The organism is Cobetia sp. MC34 (assembly GCF_018340035.1).
Taxonomy (GTDB): domain Bacteria; phylum Pseudomonadota; class Gammaproteobacteria; order Pseudomonadales; family Halomonadaceae; genus Cobetia; species Cobetia amphilecti.
The window spans coordinates 113,382-130,247 of record NZ_JADPPY010000006.1 but is presented as its reverse complement, the minus strand read 5'-3'; the positions used below and the strand labels follow the sequence as shown (position 1 = coordinate 130,247).

16 protein-coding genes are annotated in these 16,866 nt (G+C 62.2%); 7 read left to right on the top strand and 9 right to left on the bottom strand.

Annotated elements, in window-relative coordinates:
• Positions 1-402: 402 nt before the first annotated feature.
• The 3 genes from IZU87_RS05380 to IZU87_RS05370 all read left to right on the top strand — a co-directional run bounded on the left by IZU87_RS05380 (position 403) and on the right by IZU87_RS05370 (position 3,318).
• Positions 403-1,266: a lipopolysaccharide kinase InaA family protein gene (locus IZU87_RS05380; RefSeq protein ID WP_213113913.1), complete on the top strand. Its 864-nt coding sequence runs from the start codon at positions 403-405 to the stop codon at positions 1,264-1,266.
• Between the two features lie 361 nt (positions 1,267-1,627).
• A complete protein-coding gene (locus IZU87_RS05375; RefSeq protein ID WP_043335424.1) occupies positions 1,628-2,221 on the top strand; it encodes an OmpW/AlkL family protein in 594 nt (197 codons plus the stop codon).
• Positions 2,222-2,568: 347 nt separating this feature from the next.
• On the top strand, positions 2,569-3,318 hold the full coding sequence (locus IZU87_RS05370; protein WP_213113912.1) for an OmpW/AlkL family protein: 750 nt from the start codon (positions 2,569-2,571) through the stop codon (positions 3,316-3,318).
• 138 nt (positions 3,319-3,456) lie between these two features.
• Here IZU87_RS05370 and IZU87_RS05365 read toward each other — a convergent pair whose 3' ends face one another.
• On the bottom strand, positions 3,457-4,437 hold the full coding sequence (locus IZU87_RS05365; protein WP_213113911.1) for a DMT family transporter: 981 nt from the start codon (positions 4,435-4,437) through the stop codon (positions 3,457-3,459).
• Between the two features lie 156 nt (positions 4,438-4,593).
• Between IZU87_RS05365 and IZU87_RS05360 the strand changes: the two genes are divergently transcribed.
• Positions 4,594-6,333 carry an aminotransferase-like domain-containing protein gene (locus IZU87_RS05360; RefSeq protein WP_213113910.1) on the top strand — a complete coding sequence of 580 codons (1,740 nt, stop codon included), beginning with the start codon at positions 4,594-4,596 and terminating at the stop codon, positions 6,331-6,333.
• Positions 6,334-6,375: 42 nt separating this feature from the next.
• Here the strand turns inward: IZU87_RS05360 and IZU87_RS05355 are convergent, their stop codons facing one another.
• Positions 6,376-7,251 carry a carboxylate/amino acid/amine transporter gene (locus tag IZU87_RS05355; RefSeq protein WP_213113909.1) on the bottom strand — a complete coding sequence of 292 codons (876 nt, stop codon included), beginning with the start codon at positions 7,249-7,251 and terminating at the stop codon, positions 6,376-6,378.
• A gap of 28 nt (positions 7,252-7,279) precedes the next feature.
• Here IZU87_RS05355 and IZU87_RS05350 point away from each other — a divergent pair, with 28 nt between their 5' ends.
• Entirely contained in the window at positions 7,280-7,816 is a 537-nt protein-coding gene (locus IZU87_RS05350) for a DUF6314 family protein (protein WP_213113908.1), read from the top strand.
• A 139-nt stretch (positions 7,817-7,955) separates the two neighbouring features.
• On the opposite strand, the gene IZU87_RS05345 is transcribed toward IZU87_RS05350, so the two are convergent.
• The 7 genes from IZU87_RS05345 to IZU87_RS05315 form a co-directional block, all read right to left on the bottom strand.
• The gene (locus IZU87_RS05345; protein WP_213113907.1) at positions 7,956-8,639 is read right to left on the bottom strand and encodes an alpha/beta hydrolase; all 684 of its coding nucleotides are present in this window, start codon (positions 8,637-8,639) and stop codon (positions 7,956-7,958) included.
• A gap of 211 nt (positions 8,640-8,850) precedes the next feature.
• Positions 8,851-9,612 (bottom strand): haloacid dehalogenase type II, encoded by a 762-nt coding sequence (locus IZU87_RS05340; protein ID WP_213113906.1) that lies wholly within the window; start codon positions 9,610-9,612, stop codon positions 8,851-8,853.
• Positions 9,613-10,199: 587 nt separating this feature from the next.
• Positions 10,200-10,466 carry a hypothetical protein gene (locus tag IZU87_RS05335; RefSeq protein ID WP_213113905.1) on the bottom strand — a complete coding sequence of 89 codons (267 nt, stop codon included), beginning with the start codon at positions 10,464-10,466 and terminating at the stop codon, positions 10,200-10,202.
• Positions 10,467-11,044: 578 nt separating this feature from the next.
• Positions 11,045-11,377, bottom strand: a complete 333-nt coding sequence (locus IZU87_RS05330; RefSeq protein ID WP_043335409.1) for a hypothetical protein — start codon at positions 11,375-11,377, stop codon at positions 11,045-11,047.
• A 115-nt stretch (positions 11,378-11,492) separates the two neighbouring features.
• On the bottom strand, positions 11,493-11,825 hold the full coding sequence (locus IZU87_RS05325; RefSeq protein ID WP_043335408.1) for a hypothetical protein: 333 nt from the start codon (positions 11,823-11,825) through the stop codon (positions 11,493-11,495).
• Between the two features lie 90 nt (positions 11,826-11,915).
• Positions 11,916-12,248, bottom strand: a complete 333-nt coding sequence (locus tag IZU87_RS05320) for a hypothetical protein (protein ID WP_213113904.1) — start codon at positions 12,246-12,248, stop codon at positions 11,916-11,918.
• An 86-nt stretch (positions 12,249-12,334) separates the two neighbouring features.
• A complete protein-coding gene (locus tag IZU87_RS05315; protein ID WP_213113903.1) occupies positions 12,335-12,676 on the bottom strand; it encodes a hypothetical protein in 342 nt (113 codons plus the stop codon).
• A gap of 1,230 nt (positions 12,677-13,906) precedes the next feature.
• On the opposite strand from IZU87_RS05315, the gene IZU87_RS05310 reads away from it, so the two are divergent.
• Entirely contained in the window at positions 13,907-15,190 is a 1,284-nt protein-coding gene (locus IZU87_RS05310) for a DUF1853 family protein (protein ID WP_213113902.1), read from the top strand.
• 258 nt (positions 15,191-15,448) lie between these two features.
• A complete protein-coding gene (gene brnQ, locus IZU87_RS05305; RefSeq protein WP_197738709.1) occupies positions 15,449-16,789 on the top strand; it encodes a branched-chain amino acid transport system II carrier protein in 1,341 nt (446 codons plus the stop codon).
• Positions 16,790-16,866: the final 77 nt, after the last annotated feature.

Sequence of the window (16,866 nt, the reverse complement as noted above, 5' to 3'; positions counted from 1 at the left end):
CGCACTCACCGGGCGCATGTCGCACCCGCTACCTCCGCCAAGTACCTGCTGTCACTGGACAACTCCGCTGCAAGCCGCATGGATGCTGGAGCGACGGGCCTCGCTGGCCTGGCGCCATCTCAACGCTGACTCTGCGCACCCCTGCGCGCGCTGCGACCATCGACCACACTGCGACGTTGCACCACGCCGCGACCGACTGGCGCACCCAAGCGGCGCCAGCCGCCGCGCAGCAAGCCATCACGGCCCCGCGCCATTGACGCGCTGGGAAGGAGAGTTTTGTCCCGCAGGCCTGTCACTTCCCCAGCAGGCTAACTATCATGGCCAGTCATCGCAGCGCTCACCGACAAGGATTGCCAGTGCACGCTTACCGCCTATCACCCGAGACCGTGATTCCTACCTGACATGACGCATCGCTCCCCCATTCATCCCTCTGCTGGTCACACCGCCACCACCAGCCCCAGCGCCACGGCGCCGCGCGGCCACGGCGATTACTGCGAAGCCGGCCTCGCCCGTCTGCTGGAGCAGCACGACCTCAATAGCTTCGATGCCCTGTGGCAAGTGGCAGCCCACGACGTCGACGCGCCGAATCGTGAACGCGGCGGCGTCTCGACGGTTTCGCTGCTGACGCTCGAGGATGAGGACGGCAACAGCCATCGCCTCTATCTCAAGCGCCAGACCAACCACCTGGGCCGCAGCCTGGCGCGCCCGCTGGGCGAGCCGACCTTCTCTCGTGAATGGCGTGCCATCCGCCACTATCACGCGCTGGGAATACCGGCAGTGGACGCCGGCTGGTACGGCGAGCGGCGTGCTGGCCGGGAATGGCGCGCCATCCTGATCACCTTCGATCTCGCCGAGCGCGATGATCTGGATCACTGGCATGAACGCTGGTCAGAGCTCGATGCGGGCATGCGCTCTCAGGTCATCACCGCCAGCGCCCGCCTCGTGCGCGAGATTCACCAGGCTGGCCTGATGCATGGCTGTCTGTTCCCCAAGCACCTTTTCCTGAGTCGCCCGCCGAGTGAGTCGCCGGACAGCACCTGGCAGATGGACGCCGTCATCATCGACCTCGAGAAGACGCGCCGCTTCGTGCTGCGCCGCCACGAGTGCCTGCGCGATCTCTACGTGCTGTGGCGCCGCCTGAAGGGCTGGCAGCACGATGAATGGCGACAATTTCTTGCCGTCTACCGCGATGCGGATGCGCAGAGCGCCGAGGTCAGTCAGTGGCTGAAAGAGCTGGAAGCACGCGCCGCACGCAAGCGGCGCTGAGCCTGCAGAAGCCGGTGACGGTCTTTGGCGTAGTGAGCAATAACCTCGCGCACGGCATGCGACCAAGGTCTTGGTCACCTTGCGCGAGGATGAATGAGGATGTCGCTCGAATGCGTCAGCACAAGTCTCACTCGTGAGACATTAAACTTCCCTGAAATAATCGGTAACATCCGCTAACAGGACACCTAATAAGTTTTCAAACAACGTTCTAAAAAAATGCTTGCCAAACAGAACGCTGTTTTTTATAGTTTGCAGCGTCCCCTGATCGACGCAGCCACGCAGAGCACACGGCCCAAGCCGTAGGGTAGCGAGGCACTGCTGACAGGCAGCTCACGAAGCCAAGCTTCAAGGAGAATTACACATGAAAGCTATCAAGATCCTGACCGCTACTGTTATCGCCGGCACCATGGCTATGGGCGCACAATCCGCCATGGCATATGGCAAGGGTGATACCTTCCTGCGCGGTGGCGTTGCCAAGGTCGACGGCAAGAGCAACAACGGCAACGGTCTGATCGCCAAGGACGAGTCTGGCTTCGCCGGTTCCGTGGGCTACATGTTCCACGACAACCTGGCCATCGCCCTGCAGTCCACTGAAGAATTCAGCACTGACTGGGAAAACAGCGCCGGTGGTTTCGATCAGATGCCGATCAACCTGATGCTGCAGTACTACCCGCTGGGCGGTACTGAAGCCCGCGTCCAGCCGTACGCTGGTGTCGGCCTGAACTACACCCACTTCTCCGGTGAGTCTGCCGGTGGCCAGAGCATGGACATCGACGACAGCTACGGCGCCGCTGCCGAGCTGGGTGTTGACCTCAAGATCACCGAAGCCTGGGCCGTCAACGGCTTCGCTCGTTACGCCGACGTCAAGGCCGATACCAAGATCGCCGGTCAGGACGTGAACGACACCGAGCTGGACCCGGTCACTGTCGGTGCCGGTGTCACCTACCGCTTCTAAGTCCTCGCACGAGGCGTGAACATGCCTCCAGCGAGTACCTGGCAAGCCGTGTGATGCCGCATCATTCACTAAAGCGTCAGCGATGGAGCTCGGCAACGCCGAGCCGCCCAGGCGCCAGATGGGCATCACACACAAACGCCGCAGACCTTCGGGTCTGCGGCGTTTTCGTTGTGGGCAGCCAACGGCCACATGGCCAATCTTCGCCGGCGCGGCGCAGAAATTGACCTGGATCAACCACGCCCCTGACCAAGCAAGAACGCCCGTAAACTTTTGCCCCAGGTCAAATTTCTCGAAATTCGGCTACCTAGAATGAGGGCATTGTTTCCCGCCATCCTTCAGGAGCCATCATGTCCGACGTCGTCACTCGCCAAGCCTCCCTCCCCGCGCACCTGACTTCGCGTAGCCCGCGCTCTGCAGCACGCCCGTGGCAGCTTCTGGCACTGGCAGGCCTCACCGGCCTCGCGACTCTCGGTGCCGCACCGGCCATGGCCGCCGACTCGCTGAATGCCAGCTCTCACAGCTCTCTCAACTCTCTCAGCTCTCTCAACTACGGCGCCGGGCAGTTCTGGACGCGTGCGGGTGTCGCCAAGGTCTCGCCGAAGAGTGACAACGGTCGCATCGATGCCATCGGTGCCGACGTGGATGTCGATGATGACAGCGCCTTTGCCTTCACTCTCGGCTATCGCTTCACCGACACCTTCGGTATCGAGCTGCTGGCGGCGCAGGATTTCGACCACGACATCTCGCTCAATGGCCAGAAAGCCGGTTCCGTCGACCACCTGCCGCCGACCCTGACACTGCAGTACTACCCGCTTGGCGGACGTGAATCGCGCATCCAGCCGTACATCGGTGCGGGCGTCAACTACACCCACTTCTCCGATGAAACCCTCGACGATGGCACCAAGCTCGAGATGGATGACAGCTGGGGCGCGGCCGCACAGATCGGCGTCGATCTGGTGATCAACGAGCACTGGGCGGCCAACGTCGCCGCCTGGTATCTGGATATCGATTCCGATGTCACCGTGGCAGGCAGCGTCAACGACAAGGTCGAGATCGACCCCATCGTGACCATGGCCGGGATCAGCTACCGCTTCTGATCAGCCACTTCCTGGCTAGCGCTTCTGACTGGCCAGAAACGACAACGCCCCGCCAGCCCATCTCGGGCCGGCGGGGCGTTGCGCTTTGTACCTGGTGCGGTGTGCGCTGTGCGTTGTGAGTTGTGCGCTCGGCACGTATCAGCGCGGGGCGGCCTGCCCACTGTTCGTTGCCGAAGCATTGGAAGTTGTTGCAGTCGATGAGGTTGAGTACGCTGGCGGCGTGGCGTCCTCCGCCGGCGCCTTGCTCACCTTGCCCGGACGCGGGCGGTCCAGCACCAGTCCCAGCACCACCAGTGCGGCACCCGCCACCATCAGCGCGGTCCACTGTTCATCGAACAGCCACCATGCCATCAGCGCGGCACACGGCGGCACCAGGAAGAAGGTGCGCGCGACCTGATGGGCCTCACCCCGCTCCAGCATCAGCATCAGCAGCCAGATGGCACCGACCGAGATGGCGATCACCAGCCAGGCCATGGTCAGCAGCAGACGCGGCGTGGGGTCAAAGACAAAGCTGCCGACACTGGTCGCGGCGACGACGAACACCGCGCCCGCACCGAGATACTGGAACATCAGCCCCTCGACCAGCCCCATGCGCCCGGAGACCCGCTTCTGCCAAAGCGTCGAGCTGGACACGCCGATCAGCGCCACCAGGCACCAGACAAGCCCGATCAGCGGCCACTCCAGGGTACCAGCGCCGTCCTTGGCAAGCCCTGCCCCCAGCACCAGACTGACGCCGATGGCGCCACAGCCAAGCCCCACCCACTGCCTGGCGCCCAGCCGCACGCCGAACAATGGCAGTGACAAGGCCGCCGTCACCAGTGGATGCAGGCTGACCAGCAGCGCCGTCAGGCCCGCCGGCAGCCCCGTCTTGACCGCCGCGAACACGCCGCCCAGGTAGGCGCCATGCAACAGCATGCCGATGCCCACCTGCGCCAGACGGTCGTTGCGTCGGCCCCACTGACGCGGCTTGCGGCGCAGCCACAGAATCACTCCCAGCACCGGCAGCACCAGCAGGCTGCGCACCAGCAGCAAGGTGAAGGGTTCAGCGTCCAGGGTACCGAAGCGGGCGGCGATGAAGCCGCTGGCGAACAGAAACACGAAGCAAAGTGGCATCCACATCACGCAGACTCCAGCGAGAGAAATGGCAAGCGGTCGGCCCATAGGCAGGTGCAGGACGTACACCGACGGGACCACGACATGAGCCTTCAGCTTGCCGCGAACCCTCAAGGGGGCACAAGATACAGATAACCACCAATTCAAGGGGTACAGACAGGCATGTCATCCGCCGAGCACGCTTCGTCCGCCAGCCGCCCTTCGCTTGCCGGCGATGCCATCAACTCAACCACCAGCTCAACCGCCAGTTCAGGCGCCAGCTCAGGTGCCACTGCCGCGACGCTGCCGCGCTATCAGCAGCTGGTCGAGCGGCTCAAGGCCCAGATGGCGACGGGCAAACTGAGCGCAGGACAGCGCCTGCCTTCGCTCAGGCGGCAGGCGGCTCAGTCGGGGCTCGGCCTCAACAGCGTGATTCGTGCCTATGGCGAGCTGGAGGCGGCGGGCCTGATCATCGCCGAACCGCGTGCCGGCTATCGGGTCGTGCCAGCGACGCAGGCTGCTCACGCCCCGGATGACCTGAATGGCGCCCTGAATGGCGGCTCACAGACCAGCCCGACTTCATCCCGTCATCCCGGCGTAGGGCAGCACGGACAGCACGGACAGCGGGAGTCACATCACAGGCCGCGCGCCATCACCACACTCACCATCAGTGACCCGGCCTGGCAGGCGATGGCGAATGCCAGTGATCCGCGCCTGGCGCCGTTGGGTGCCGCTCACCCGGAGCTGGACGCCCCCGCCGTGCGTCGCCTGTATCGTCTGGCGCGCACTCAGCTCGGGGCGCATGCCCAGCATCCCAGCGCCTATGCCCTGCCACCGGGCTCGAGTGCGCTGCGCACCGCCATCGCCCAGCACCTCAGCCACCACGGCCATCCCTGTGACAGCGATGCCCTGTTGATCAGCCAGGGGGCGCAGCATGGCATGTCACTGCTGCTCGGCCAGCTGCGTGCTGCCAAGGGCCGCTGTCGGATCGGCGTCGAAGCGCCGGGCTATTTCGGTATCGTGGCCGCCATCGAAGCCCAGGGCCATCAGGCGATCGCCATTCCTGCCCGCGCGCACCAGGGACTGGATGTCGCGGCGCTCGAGCGTCTGCTCGAACGTCATGATGACAAGACGCCCGCCCTGACGCTGGATGCCCTGATCGTGACCGCGGATGGCCACAATCCCCTGGGCGGGCAGCTGAGCACGCCAGATCGCCACCGCCTGCTGGCACTGGCGGCCCGCCACGCCATCCTGCTGGTCGAGAACACCACCTTTGCCGAGCTGAGCTTCGATACCCGCCATCCGTGGCTGGCCGACCTCGCCCACCGCCATGCCGACAGGCCGATGCCTGCGCTGATCAGTCTCGGATCATTTTCCAAGACGCTGGGCCCCCGCACCCGCTGCGGCTGGCTGTGGCTGTCACGGCCCGAGCAGGAGTCACCACTGGGGCTGCAGGCGATGATTCGGGCACGCTGGGCCAATGGCATGGGCGACATGCCGTGGATGCATGCTGCCCTGAGCGAACTGATCACCAGCGGGGATTACGGCCGCCACGTGCAGCGCATGCGACGCTGCTATGCGAGGCGCCTGGAGCGTCTGCGCGCGCACCTGAGCGCGGCGCTGGGTGACAGCGTCTGGCTGCCGCCGCCGAGCGGCGGCTATCTGCAATGGTGTGGCCTGCCAAGCCTTGAGGCGAACCAGCTGAAGCAGTTGCATCAGGACCTGCTGAACGCAGGCATCGCTACCCTGCCCGGCAGCCTGTTCAATGCCGAACAGTCCGGCCTGCGTCTCAATGCGGCCCAGCTCGGCGAAGAAGCGACGCAGAACGCTGCGCGGCCCTCTGACGAGATCCCCCGCCAGCAGGACATACTGGCGCGCCTCACTGCTCACCTGCAAAAAGCCCTCGCACAGGGCGAGGGCTGATTGAGATGCGATGCCTGGATTTCCTTATGGCACAGTCGGCTGTCAGGCCATGCGCAGGGCCTGCTCGCGGCGGCGCGCCCACACCTGATTGATCACCAGTGCCGCCACGATGACCGCCCCACCCAGCGCCAGACGCGCCAGGTCGGCGTCGCGGTTCCAGATCAGCAGGTTGACCAGCAGACCCGCCGGCACCAGCGCATTGTTCATAATCGCCAGCGTGCCGGCATCGACCCGCGTCGCGCCCTTGTTCCACAGGAAGTAGCCCAGCCCCGAGGCCACGATGCCCAGCCAGCCCAGCACCACGAAGTGCACCGGCTGCGACGGCAGCTTGTCGGTACTGCCGAACAGCAGGAACATCACGATCACCAGCGCCAGCGCGCCGAGATAGAACCAGCCGAACACATGGCGATGGGCGACATCCGCCGGCAGCTGCGGAGCGACCTGACGGTAGGCCACCTGCCCGATGGCAAAGCATAGATTGGCGCCCTGCACGACCGCAAAGCCGAGCCAGAAGCCGTCACTGACCCCGTCGTAGCGAATGATCGCCGCCCCCAGCACCGCAATCGCGGCGGTCAGCAGGTAGAATGGCGACAGGCGCTTGTTCATCAGGTCATCGAGCAAGGTGATGTAGATAGGCGTGAAGATGGTGAACAGCAGCACTTCCGGCACGGGCAGCAGCAGGAAGGAGCGATAGAAGAAGATGTACATCAGGCCGAGCTGGATCGCGCCGATGGCCATCAACTGGAAGCGCAGACGACCGCTGATCGCCCGCGGGCGCATGAACGGCGCAAAGATCAGGCACGCCAGCACGATACGCGTCAGTACGGCCAGATAGCTATCGACCTGACCGGACAGATAGACGCCGATCAGGGAAAACGAGAAGGCCCAGAGGGCCGTGACACCAATCAGGTAGGACATGACGAGTAAACTCGGTAGCCGGAAGAAGTTGACACCAATTGTAACCCTCTATGCGCTGCTCGCGCAGATCCGCCGGCTGGATTTTTCGTCACGCTCCGGCCCGGCCTCGCGCAATGCCTGGTCTGGCCAGGGAAGCGGCGAGGTGACGGTCTCTCGAGAAGCCACTGTTCCCCCTCACGACGGGGCACGACAGGCGGCTCAGCAAGTGGCGGAGAGCGTGGTATTTATCGAGCAGGGCCAGTTCCAGCTCGAGGGCCAGTCATCCAGCGTCAACTTCCACAACCGCTATCGCTGGCAGCTGACCGCGGATGGCGAGGCACTGTCGCTCAGTCATGAGCGTCGTGGCCGCGATGCCGCCGTCTTCCTGTTCGACCTGGTGGCCGACAGCGCTCGAGGCGAAGATCACTTCGTCAGTCGTGAAGCGCATCTGTGCATCGATGATCTCTACGCCGCCACGCTGGTCATCGTGCGCGATGAGACGGGCAATGCCCTGGGCTTTGATCTCGACTGGCGCATCACCGGCCCGCGCAAGGATGAACACCTCGCCTACCGCTATCGCTGCTGAGCGCGACCAGCATCTGACATGAGCGCTGATGGCGCATGACGGAACCGCTGGCAGCACATGAAAACGCCGCTGACGAATCACTCCGTCAGCGGCGTTTTTGCTCTGGCAGTCGATACTGACAGTCGATCCTGGCAGCCGATCAGGCCAGCAGACGCACCTTGAACCACTCACCGATCGCCTCGATTTCCTCGAGACACACGGCGTGCGCCATCGGCCAGGTCTGCCATTCCAGCGGATGTCCCAGCGCACGCGCACTCTCGGCGCCCGCCTCACCCAGTGCCAGCGGCACGATATCGTCGTGGGTACCGTGATGGACACTGATGGCCAGGCCTTGATTGGCGGCGCTCGGCGCAATGGTCGCGCTGGTCGCGAAATAGGTCGAGAGCGCCAGCAAGCCGCCCAGCGGACGCTCGCAGCTCAACGCCGCCTCATAGACCACCGCGCCGCCCTGGGAGAAGCCGGCCAGAATGATGCGCTCACTGGCGATTCCCTGGGCGATCTGCTCCTCGATCAAGGCATGCACGTAGGCTGCGGATTCACGCAGCTGCACCTCATCGACGCGCCGCCCGAGATTCATCTCGAGAATGTCGTACCAGGCCGGCATGCGCATGCCGCCATTGACGGTCACGGCCAGCTCCTGTGCATGCGGGAAGACGAAACGCACGCCGTGATTCTCAGGCAGACCCAACGCAGGCACCACGGGCACGAAATCACTGCCGTCAGCACCCAGGCCGTGCAGCCAGATCACGCAGGCATCCGCCTGGGCGCTCGGCTCGATGATCTGAGGGGCACGGTGGCCATGCTGCTGTGATGCGTCACTCATATTCAGCTCCGGTCGGTAAGAAGGGGAATGCCGCCCAGCCTACCATTGACGCCGTCATCTGCCATGCGCTGAGGCTGGCAATCTCACCATGAACAGGCAAATTGCCCTGTCACTCGACGCCCGCCAGCCTCACCAATGCCATAAACGCCATGATGACAGGATATCTTCAGCACCCGTCGATCAAGGATTCTGTCAATCAAGGGCTCTGGTGCTATTGCAGAATGTCGGCCAGTTCGTTCACATCCTTCACGACATGATCGGGCTTCTTTGATAGCGGGAACAGGGCCTTGCCCGGGCGGGCGATGAACGTGGTCTGCAAGCCCGCCTCCTTGGCGCCCGCGACATCCCAGCCATGTGCCGCGACCATCATGGCTTCCTCGGGTTCGACATCAAGCTTGTCCAGCACCCATTCATAGGAACGCAGGTCCGGCTTGTAGATCTGGATATCCTCAATGCTGTAGCGCGCATCGAAATACGGCAGCAATCCCGCGTTTTCGAACTGCGCCTGAACGCCCTTGTTGGACGAGTTGGTCAGACTGACGATCTTGTAGCCTTCAGCCTTTAGCCTGGCCAGACCTTCCTTGACATCAGGGTGAGGCGGGAGTGTCAGCAACGGGGTGATGATGGCCTTCTTCGCCTGCTCATCCGTCAATTCGACACCGTTGTTCTGCGCGACCACCCGCAACGAGGCGACACCGATCTGCCCGAAATCGTGGTAATCCCGAGTCACGGTAGACACCAGAGAATAATGCAGCATGGTCGAGAACCACAGGGGCAGCAGGTCTTCTCTTCCCCCCAGTGCCTCGCCAACGGAACTGCGCATCGAGGCAAGATCCAGCAGCGTTTCATTGACATCGAAGATCAGCACCTTGGGCTTTTCGACGACATCACCCGCCATCACACTCCCTGACATCAAACCAACGCCCAACACCAATGAACCTGCCACTTTCTTGAGTTTTGCGCGCACCATCATGGGCCTCCACTTGATTGATATCATGGCATCCTGCCTCGGGATATCCGACATGCAGGCCGGCAATCAACAACGTTTAATCACCGTGATTCATCATGACACCCATACAGTGAACTGCCGATGAATCCTTACGAATCATCTGGAAAACCCTCAGCATATTGCGGGCATCAAGCAAGGTGCCATACACAGAGTCGACCAGCCACTTGCTGTGCCCTTCTGGAATCCGAGCATAAAAAAACCCGCCATGATGGCGGGCAATGAATGTCGGGACAGCGACACCCAGGACAGGAAAGCGTTTGAGAAAGGGTTTTGCCACCAGGTCGTTCTAGAGGGGATGGTGGAGGGTCCCAAAGCCCTTGCTCAAGCGTTCTGCTCACTATCCAAGTGTCTCTACGTCTGGGATATTTCCTTTCGCTCTCCCTGAATTCCGGTAGTCACTGGCTTGCGCATCAGTGCCTACGCTTTCGATCGTCGCTGCGCGGTGATTCAAGCAGCGGCAATCAAATCACAGCGCTTCAATTGTTTCGCAATGACAACTTGTGGCATGAAGTCATGTGAAGCGTGTCATGTGAACCATCAGCATCGAAAACTCAGCGATGATCGGCATCGATATCGACTGCACCATGCACATCACTATCGGCAAACACATTGCCACGGCTGGTGATCAGAATGTCAGGATTTGCGGCGTAGCGCTTTTCGCTCTTCTGATAATCACGCACTTCGCTGTGGATGCCGTGAGATTGAGCGCTATTGAAGCGCGCATTTCTGCTGTCATCAGTGCTGATATCGGCACTGGCCAGACCGCTGGTGGCGAGGGCAAACGCTGCCAGGCCGTGAGTCATGAATGACTTGATCATCTTTCTATCCTCCGTTCATTTTCACTATCGAGTTGCCATGAAGTGACACATCATTGATCACTTCATGTACTGCGTATATCCAGGCGGGATATCTATCAGAGTTGATACCTGACATCACCCACATGAACAATTATCAAAGACCATCAACAAGCACTACCCACAAGGATGCGGCTTACGATGGCGCGCTGTTCAGGCTTGCCCATGGCGGGGCCCTTCTACGACATCGTATGAGGCACGGGGCGTCGCTGCGCGGGATGACTCCCGACAGATACCGGCCATTTCAGGAAGGGTCAGACTGCCGTTTCACTTCGCTACGAGGTATCACCTGGCGATCAGTGTCAGTGACACTGCTTTACGACTGGCTTGTTCACGCTTTTGATTCTTCGAGCTCTTATGTCTCCAAGCCCTTATGTCTTCAAGCCTTTATGTCTTCAAGCTCTAGCTGCTTAAAACTCTTGCTGCTGCTCAAGACGACACTTGCTGCGGGGACACTTGAGTCAGTTGCTGCTATGCGTGGTCACGAATCAGAGCGGGGCTCAGACAATCTGAATCAGACAACCTGGCTTAGACAATCTGAATCAGACGCTTTCGCTCAGAGCATGCTGGACGCGAGTCGCGGAAACGCTCTTGCCAGCATCGTTGGCGAATTGCTGGGAGTCGGACGCCAGTGTCTCGCGCTGACCTTCGATCGCAGCATCGTTCAAGGAGCTTTCGACACGGCCCGCGGCAACGCTCATGCCGGTATCGGCAAAGGTGGCTTGCTCGGCGGCGGCGGACTGGGCCTGGCCGTGGATGCCGGATTCGCTGAGCGCAGAGCGCACCTGAAGGTCAGCGACGCTGTCTGCAAAGGCAGCACCGGTGGCAGCAACGGAAAGCGCGGTGGCGGCGATGAGGGTATTGAGCATTTTCATGAAATATCTCCAGTGAAATCTTTGTTCGGGTCAACCGGGCCAACTGGGTCAAAAAGGTCAGCCAGGTCGCAAGCAGAGTCCTTGTTCGCTGCCGTCAGCGTGACGGCGCGACGCATCAGGCGTTGTCGTTCAGGGCATGCTCGACACGTGACGCGGCAACGCTCTTGCCGGAATCATTGACGAACTGCTGGGTGTCGCGAGTGACCTGCGCCTGCTGGCCCTTGATGGTCTGGCTGTTCAGCGCCTGCTCGACACGGCTGGCCGCAACGCTCTTGCCTGCATCGGTGATGGCCTGCTGCTGAGTGGCTGCCTGCTGGGCCTGACCGTGGATCACGGATTCGCTGATGTTGGCGCGAACCTGCTGGTCGGCAACGCTATCGGCATTGGCGACGCCAGTGGCGGTCACGGACAGGGCAACGGCGGCGATAAGGGCATTGAGGGTTTTCATGAGATGTCTCCAAAAAAGGTGAATAGCGAATAGATAAAAGGGAGATCAGTGCTGCTGTGGTCCTGGGGTCATGAATCAGGACCTGCAGACTCAGGCGTTGTCGTTCAGCGCATCTTCAAAGCGTGATGCCGCGACACTCTTGCCGTTGTCGTTGCTCAGGCTCTGGCCGCGGGAGACGGCGTGCGTCTGTTCACCATTGATGGTGTCGGCGTTCAGGGACTGCTCGACACGGTTGGCAGCGGCACTCATGCCGGACTCGGTAGCATTCAGCTGCGTCGCGGCGGGCTGCGCCTGGCCGTGGATGACCTGTTCGCTCAGTGCGGCACGCACCTGGGCATCGGCAACACTTTCATCAGCGGTGGCAACGCCGGTGGCAGCAATGGAAATGGCAGCGGCGGCGATCAGGGAAGTCAGGGTTTTCATGATGATTCTCCAGAAATGGGCAAGGTCGAATGTCAGGTGAGGCGATGTTCGGGGGTCACTGAGTTGTCAGCGTGACCCACTCTGCTTCAGGCGTTGTCGCTGATGTGCTGCTGAACGCGGCTAGCGGCGACGCTCTTGCCCTGATCATTGACGGTGGCGTTGGCCTGGGGCACGGCAGCGGTATCGACGCCGCGGATGTGGTCAGCATTGAGCGCCTGCTCAACGCGACCGGCAGCAACGCTCATGCCCGTTTCGGAGAAACTCTGCTGGCTGGTGGCAGCCGGCTGAGTCTGGCCCATGATCTGCTGGCTGCTGATGGCGTTCTGGACGCGCACGGCGGCAGGGCTATCGTCGGCTGCGAACACGGAGGTGCTGGCAGTGGCGATGGCGACGGTAGCGATCAGAGTCTTGAGGGAAATGTTTTTCATGGTGTATCTCCTGGTCCTGGTGCGGATGCTTCCGCTTTGAGTCGTTGTCAGTCAGTGAAGGAGTGGTTTGCTGCCCCCTGTCCGGGTCCTGGCCTTCACTGACTGTGGTGCGTGCTGCGTTTCGATGATTAACAGACTAATGGTTATGCTGCGTTCAAACTAGCCGTGCAACTGGAAGCTCACTGTTTCTCTTTGAGCAACGCCACTGGAAACGAACGGCCTTCCCCAGCGCTTGCCCCTCCTGCCCCTCTCATCACCCATAAAGCTATTGCAGCGGTTCTGAAAAAGACTTGTACAACATGGAGAGTGCAAGAATTCCTTGTTTGCGTGCTGGCCCATCCCCTTGAGCGGCGCTTCGGCCTGGCAGATCACTATCGACTTTGGTTGAGGAAGACAGTGTCTCGCCCACCACCTTGGTCGAACATGCTGCACGCTGCAGGGTGTGTCTTGCTGTGCTGATGAGTTATACGTCGCCACAGCAGAACTGGATGCCACAAAAACAAGAAAATGCGTATTTTTCTTTTTGCTTTGGCTGAGACGCCTGAAAACAGCGTCTAGCAGCAAGAAATTGTGCACATCAATCTTTACGAATATTCATTGACCGATTGTTCAAGGTGTGGATTCTGCCCCTCACACTGTCAGTCGGTGACGTCTTGCCCACTGATGTCGAGAAGATTCATGTCGCTTGACAACCAAGAGCTCGAGGTCAATACCGCCTCATCAGCCCTGCATATTTGCTGCAACGTTGATGGAGTGCATTGTGAACCTCGCGAGCCGCGGGATATATCCCCGCGCCGGAACAGGATTGATTCCCCCAGCGAATCAATTCAGCGCTCTTCCAACCCAGACTGAAGCACCCTCACCCACCCACGCGAAGTAATCTCAACGTTTTCAATCGCTTAGGCGACCCACGCAACGATGTCAAAATGATGACAGCCTGGGGACGGCCGTCGCATTTCCGTCGGCGGACAGCAGAACGTGTTGGAAGAGCGTCAAGAAAACGGCGAGCAAGTGTCGCGTGAGCAGTGCAAGGCTGGTGTAAAGGGTCGGGTAATAGAGTGGCGAGTGAGGGAAAGGAGCGAGAAGACAGAGGGAGCAGAGAGAGGAAGAAAAGGAGCACCAGCAGGACACCACGGCCGGCAAGCAGCACTCGGCTCGGTTCACACAGAGCCAGCCCCGAACGGTGCCACGCATTATCGACCGTCATCCGACGTGGGATACACTGGCGTCATGCCTATCGAGCCCGAAGCCCCGTCCCATGCATCGCCCGGTGCAGCCGAGTCATCGCCCCCTTTTGCCCAATGGGCCGACTCCCCCTGTGCAACCGGCTGCGACCTGCGCCGCGACTGCGCGCACTACAGTCACCCGCGCGTCAGGGATATCGCCTGGCTTCTGAACACCCCGGATCTATTGCAGCTTGCGCGTTACCCGCGCCCGTCCCTGGCGGCACTCGGGCTGGAGGATGACCGCGTCCGCCACCACTGGCTGATGGCGCTGGAGCAGGCGCCCCACGCGCTCGAGGCCGCCGTGAATGAGCGCCGCCACTATCGCCTGGGCCACTACCACGAGCTGCTCTGGCAATTCGTGCTGGCACACGCGCCTGGCAGTCGCCTGCTGGTCAACAACCTCAGGATTTCCCAGGGCAAGATCACGCTGGGCGAGCTGGACATGCTCTATCTGGCGGCGCAGGACACGGCGCCCACGCACCTGGAGGTCGCGATCAAGTTCTATCTCGGCCTGCCCGAAGGCCCCGAAGCGGCCGACAGCCCGGCACGCTGGATAGGCCCCGGCGGCGCCGACAGCCTCGCCATCAAGTATCAGCGCAGCCTTGAGCATCAATTGCCCCTGGCCTATACCGAGCGCGGGCAGCAGACGATCCGCCAGGCACTTGCCAGACAAGCACTGGCCAGACAGGCAGGCGCGAGCGAGACGAACTCACCGCTGGCAGAAGATCCGCCTGCCCCGCTGCTCGCAGGCCAGCAACTGGCATTGCCCGGTTGCCTGTTTCGCCCCTGGCAGCCAGACAAGGCGCCCGCCGACTGGCTGCCCCCGCCCCGCCATTGCCATCCCGAGAGTGCGCGCCAGGCCGGCTGGTGGATGAGCGTCAGCCAGTTTGCCGCCTTCTGTCAGACCCTCGAGGCCTCCCCGATGCATGGTGGCCCGCTGCTGGGCTGTGTCAGGGAAAAACCTGCCTGGCTGGCCGCCCCGCCCGTGGCGTCGCTCCAACCATGGCATGAACTGGACCGCTGGCTGCGCGATCACTTCGAGCCCCCCGGCGCCGCTGATGACCTCAGGCCGGACGAACCGGTTCAGCAAGATGCGGCGGCTCAGCAGCACAGTCGCCAGCGCACGCATCAACACCCCCGCCAGCTGTGGCTGGAGCGCAGCGTGGCAGCGCCTGACGGAGAGCCGACCACCGCCAGCTCACCCCGCCAGCAATGGCGCATCTTCGTGGTGTCGGACGACTGGCCGAGCTTCATTCCACTACCGCCCCCGGCGCCTGCCGCGCAGTGAGCCTGCCGCGTGGCTTTGTCTTGCTACGTGAAATCAACGATAATGCGCCGCGTCAGATCAGGGTGGCGACAATCCGTCAGCCTGATCTCGCCATTCGGCCCGCGCGCAACACTACCCCGCTGCTCCCGGGTCTGCTGGTGACCCACCCCTGTCGCTAGCCAACGGCTTCTCGGCACGTCTTCTTGCCTGACCGACCACCTCATCGGTCACCTGATGACGCCTGCTGCAACGCATCTGCTGAATCCGTAGGACGTCATAGTGAAAACACGACTTTCCAGCCTCGATATCGTGGCGCTGGGCTTCATGACCTTTGCCCTCTTTCTGGGCGCAGGCAATATCATCTTCCCGCCTCAGGTGGGTCAGGGCGCGGGTGCCGAATTCTGGCCGGCGGCACTGGGCTTTCTGGCCACCGGTGTCGGCATGCCGCTGGCCGGTATCGTCGCGGTGGCCGTGATCGGCGGTGGCCTCGACAAGATCACCTCGCCGTTGCCCAAGTGGGCAGCCGCGGCCTTCGGCGTCGCCATCTACCTGTCCATCGGGCCGATGTTCGCGATTCCGCGCACCGGCACCGTGGCCTTCGAGATGGGCATGCGTCCCTTCATCGACATGTCAGCACAGAGCGGCCTGGCCCTGCATTCGGTGCTGTTCTTCGGCATCGCCACGCTGATCGCGCTGAGCCCGGGCAAGTTGATGGATGTGGTCGGCAAGTGGCTGACGCCGCTGCTGATCGCGCTGTTGGCGCTGATCGCGCTGTTCACCATCATCGACCCGCAGGGGCCGCTGGGGCCGGTGAGCCCCGAGTGGGCCGAGGCGCCGTTCATGACCGGCTTCCAGCAGGGCTACCTGACCATGGATGCGCTGGCCTCGATGGTGTTCGGCATCCTGATCGTCTCGGCGATCAAGGCACGCGGCATCACCGCGACCGCTGACGTGACCCGCTACACCCTGTGGGCCGGCGCCATCGCCGCCATCTGTCTGGCCGCCGTCTACCTGCCGCTGACCTACATGGGCGCCACCAGCCATGCGCTGGTCAGCGAAGCGGCCAAGGGCGAGCTGATCCCGGTCTACGTCGAGGCACTGTTCGGCGATGCCGGCAAGCTGATCCTGGCGCTGGTCATCACCCTGGCGTGTCTGACCACCGCGGTGGGCCTGTTGACCTCCTGCGGCGAGTTCTTCCATCGCCTGCTGCCGAGCGTGCCCTACCGCCTGCTGGTGATCGTGATGGCCGTGGCCTCGGCGTTGATCGCCAACCTGGGCCTCTCGACCCTGATCAGCGTCTCGATTCCGGTACTGGTGACGCTCTATCCGCTGGTGCTGGTGCTGACGCTGCTGTCCTACCTGCGTCCGCGCCTGCACGATGCGCCGCGCGTGTTCGCCTGGACCCTGGGCCTGACGCTGCTGGTCAGCCTGCTGGATGGCTTCGAAGCCAGTGGCATCGACTCGCTGATGGCCATCTCGCACCGCATCGAGCCGCTGCTGCCACTGGCCTCGATGAATCTGGGCTGGCTGGCGCCGGCACTGGCGGGGCTGATCATCGGCATGCTGGCCAGCCGTCGTGACCAGACGAACCTGGACCCGGCACTGGCCGCGCAGGACTGAGGCTCACGCCAATCAGTCACGCAGCGTGACCAGAAACACGAAAGCCCGCCTCTCCAACGAGAGGCGGGCTTTTTGTT

Coding starts and splice junctions, on each gene's coding strand:
- IZU87_RS05325 (WP_043335408.1), bottom strand. CDS start 11,825: ATGAAAACCCTCAATGCCCTTATCGCCGCCGTTGCCCTGTCCGTGACC.
- IZU87_RS05375 (WP_043335424.1), top strand. CDS start 1,628: ATGAAAGCTATCAAGATCCTGACCGCTACTGTTATCGCCGGCACCATG.
- IZU87_RS05335 (WP_213113905.1), bottom strand. CDS start 10,466: ATGATCAAGTCATTCATGACTCACGGCCTGGCAGCGTTTGCCCTCGCC.
- IZU87_RS05330 (WP_043335409.1), bottom strand. CDS start 11,377: ATGAAAATGCTCAATACCCTCATCGCCGCCACCGCGCTTTCCGTTGCT.
- IZU87_RS05360 (WP_213113910.1), top strand. CDS start 4,594: ATGTCATCCGCCGAGCACGCTTCGTCCGCCAGCCGCCCTTCGCTTGCC.
- IZU87_RS05370 (WP_213113912.1), top strand. CDS start 2,569: ATGTCCGACGTCGTCACTCGCCAAGCCTCCCTCCCCGCGCACCTGACT.
- IZU87_RS05340 (WP_213113906.1), bottom strand. CDS start 9,612: ATGATGGTGCGCGCAAAACTCAAGAAAGTGGCAGGTTCATTGGTGTTG.
- IZU87_RS05355 (WP_213113909.1), bottom strand. CDS start 7,251: ATGTCCTACCTGATTGGTGTCACGGCCCTCTGGGCCTTCTCGTTTTCC.
- IZU87_RS05310 (WP_213113902.1), top strand. CDS start 13,907: ATGCCTATCGAGCCCGAAGCCCCGTCCCATGCATCGCCCGGTGCAGCC.
- IZU87_RS05365 (WP_213113911.1), bottom strand. CDS start 4,437: ATGTGGATGCCACTTTGCTTCGTGTTTCTGTTCGCCAGCGGCTTCATC.
- IZU87_RS05380 (WP_213113913.1), top strand. CDS start 403: ATGACGCATCGCTCCCCCATTCATCCCTCTGCTGGTCACACCGCCACC.
- IZU87_RS05320 (WP_213113904.1), bottom strand. CDS start 12,248: ATGAAAACCCTGACTTCCCTGATCGCCGCCGCTGCCATTTCCATTGCT.
- IZU87_RS05315 (WP_213113903.1), bottom strand. CDS start 12,676: ATGAAAAACATTTCCCTCAAGACTCTGATCGCTACCGTCGCCATCGCC.
- IZU87_RS05345 (WP_213113907.1), bottom strand. CDS start 8,639: ATGAGTGACGCATCACAGCAGCATGGCCACCGTGCCCCTCAGATCATC.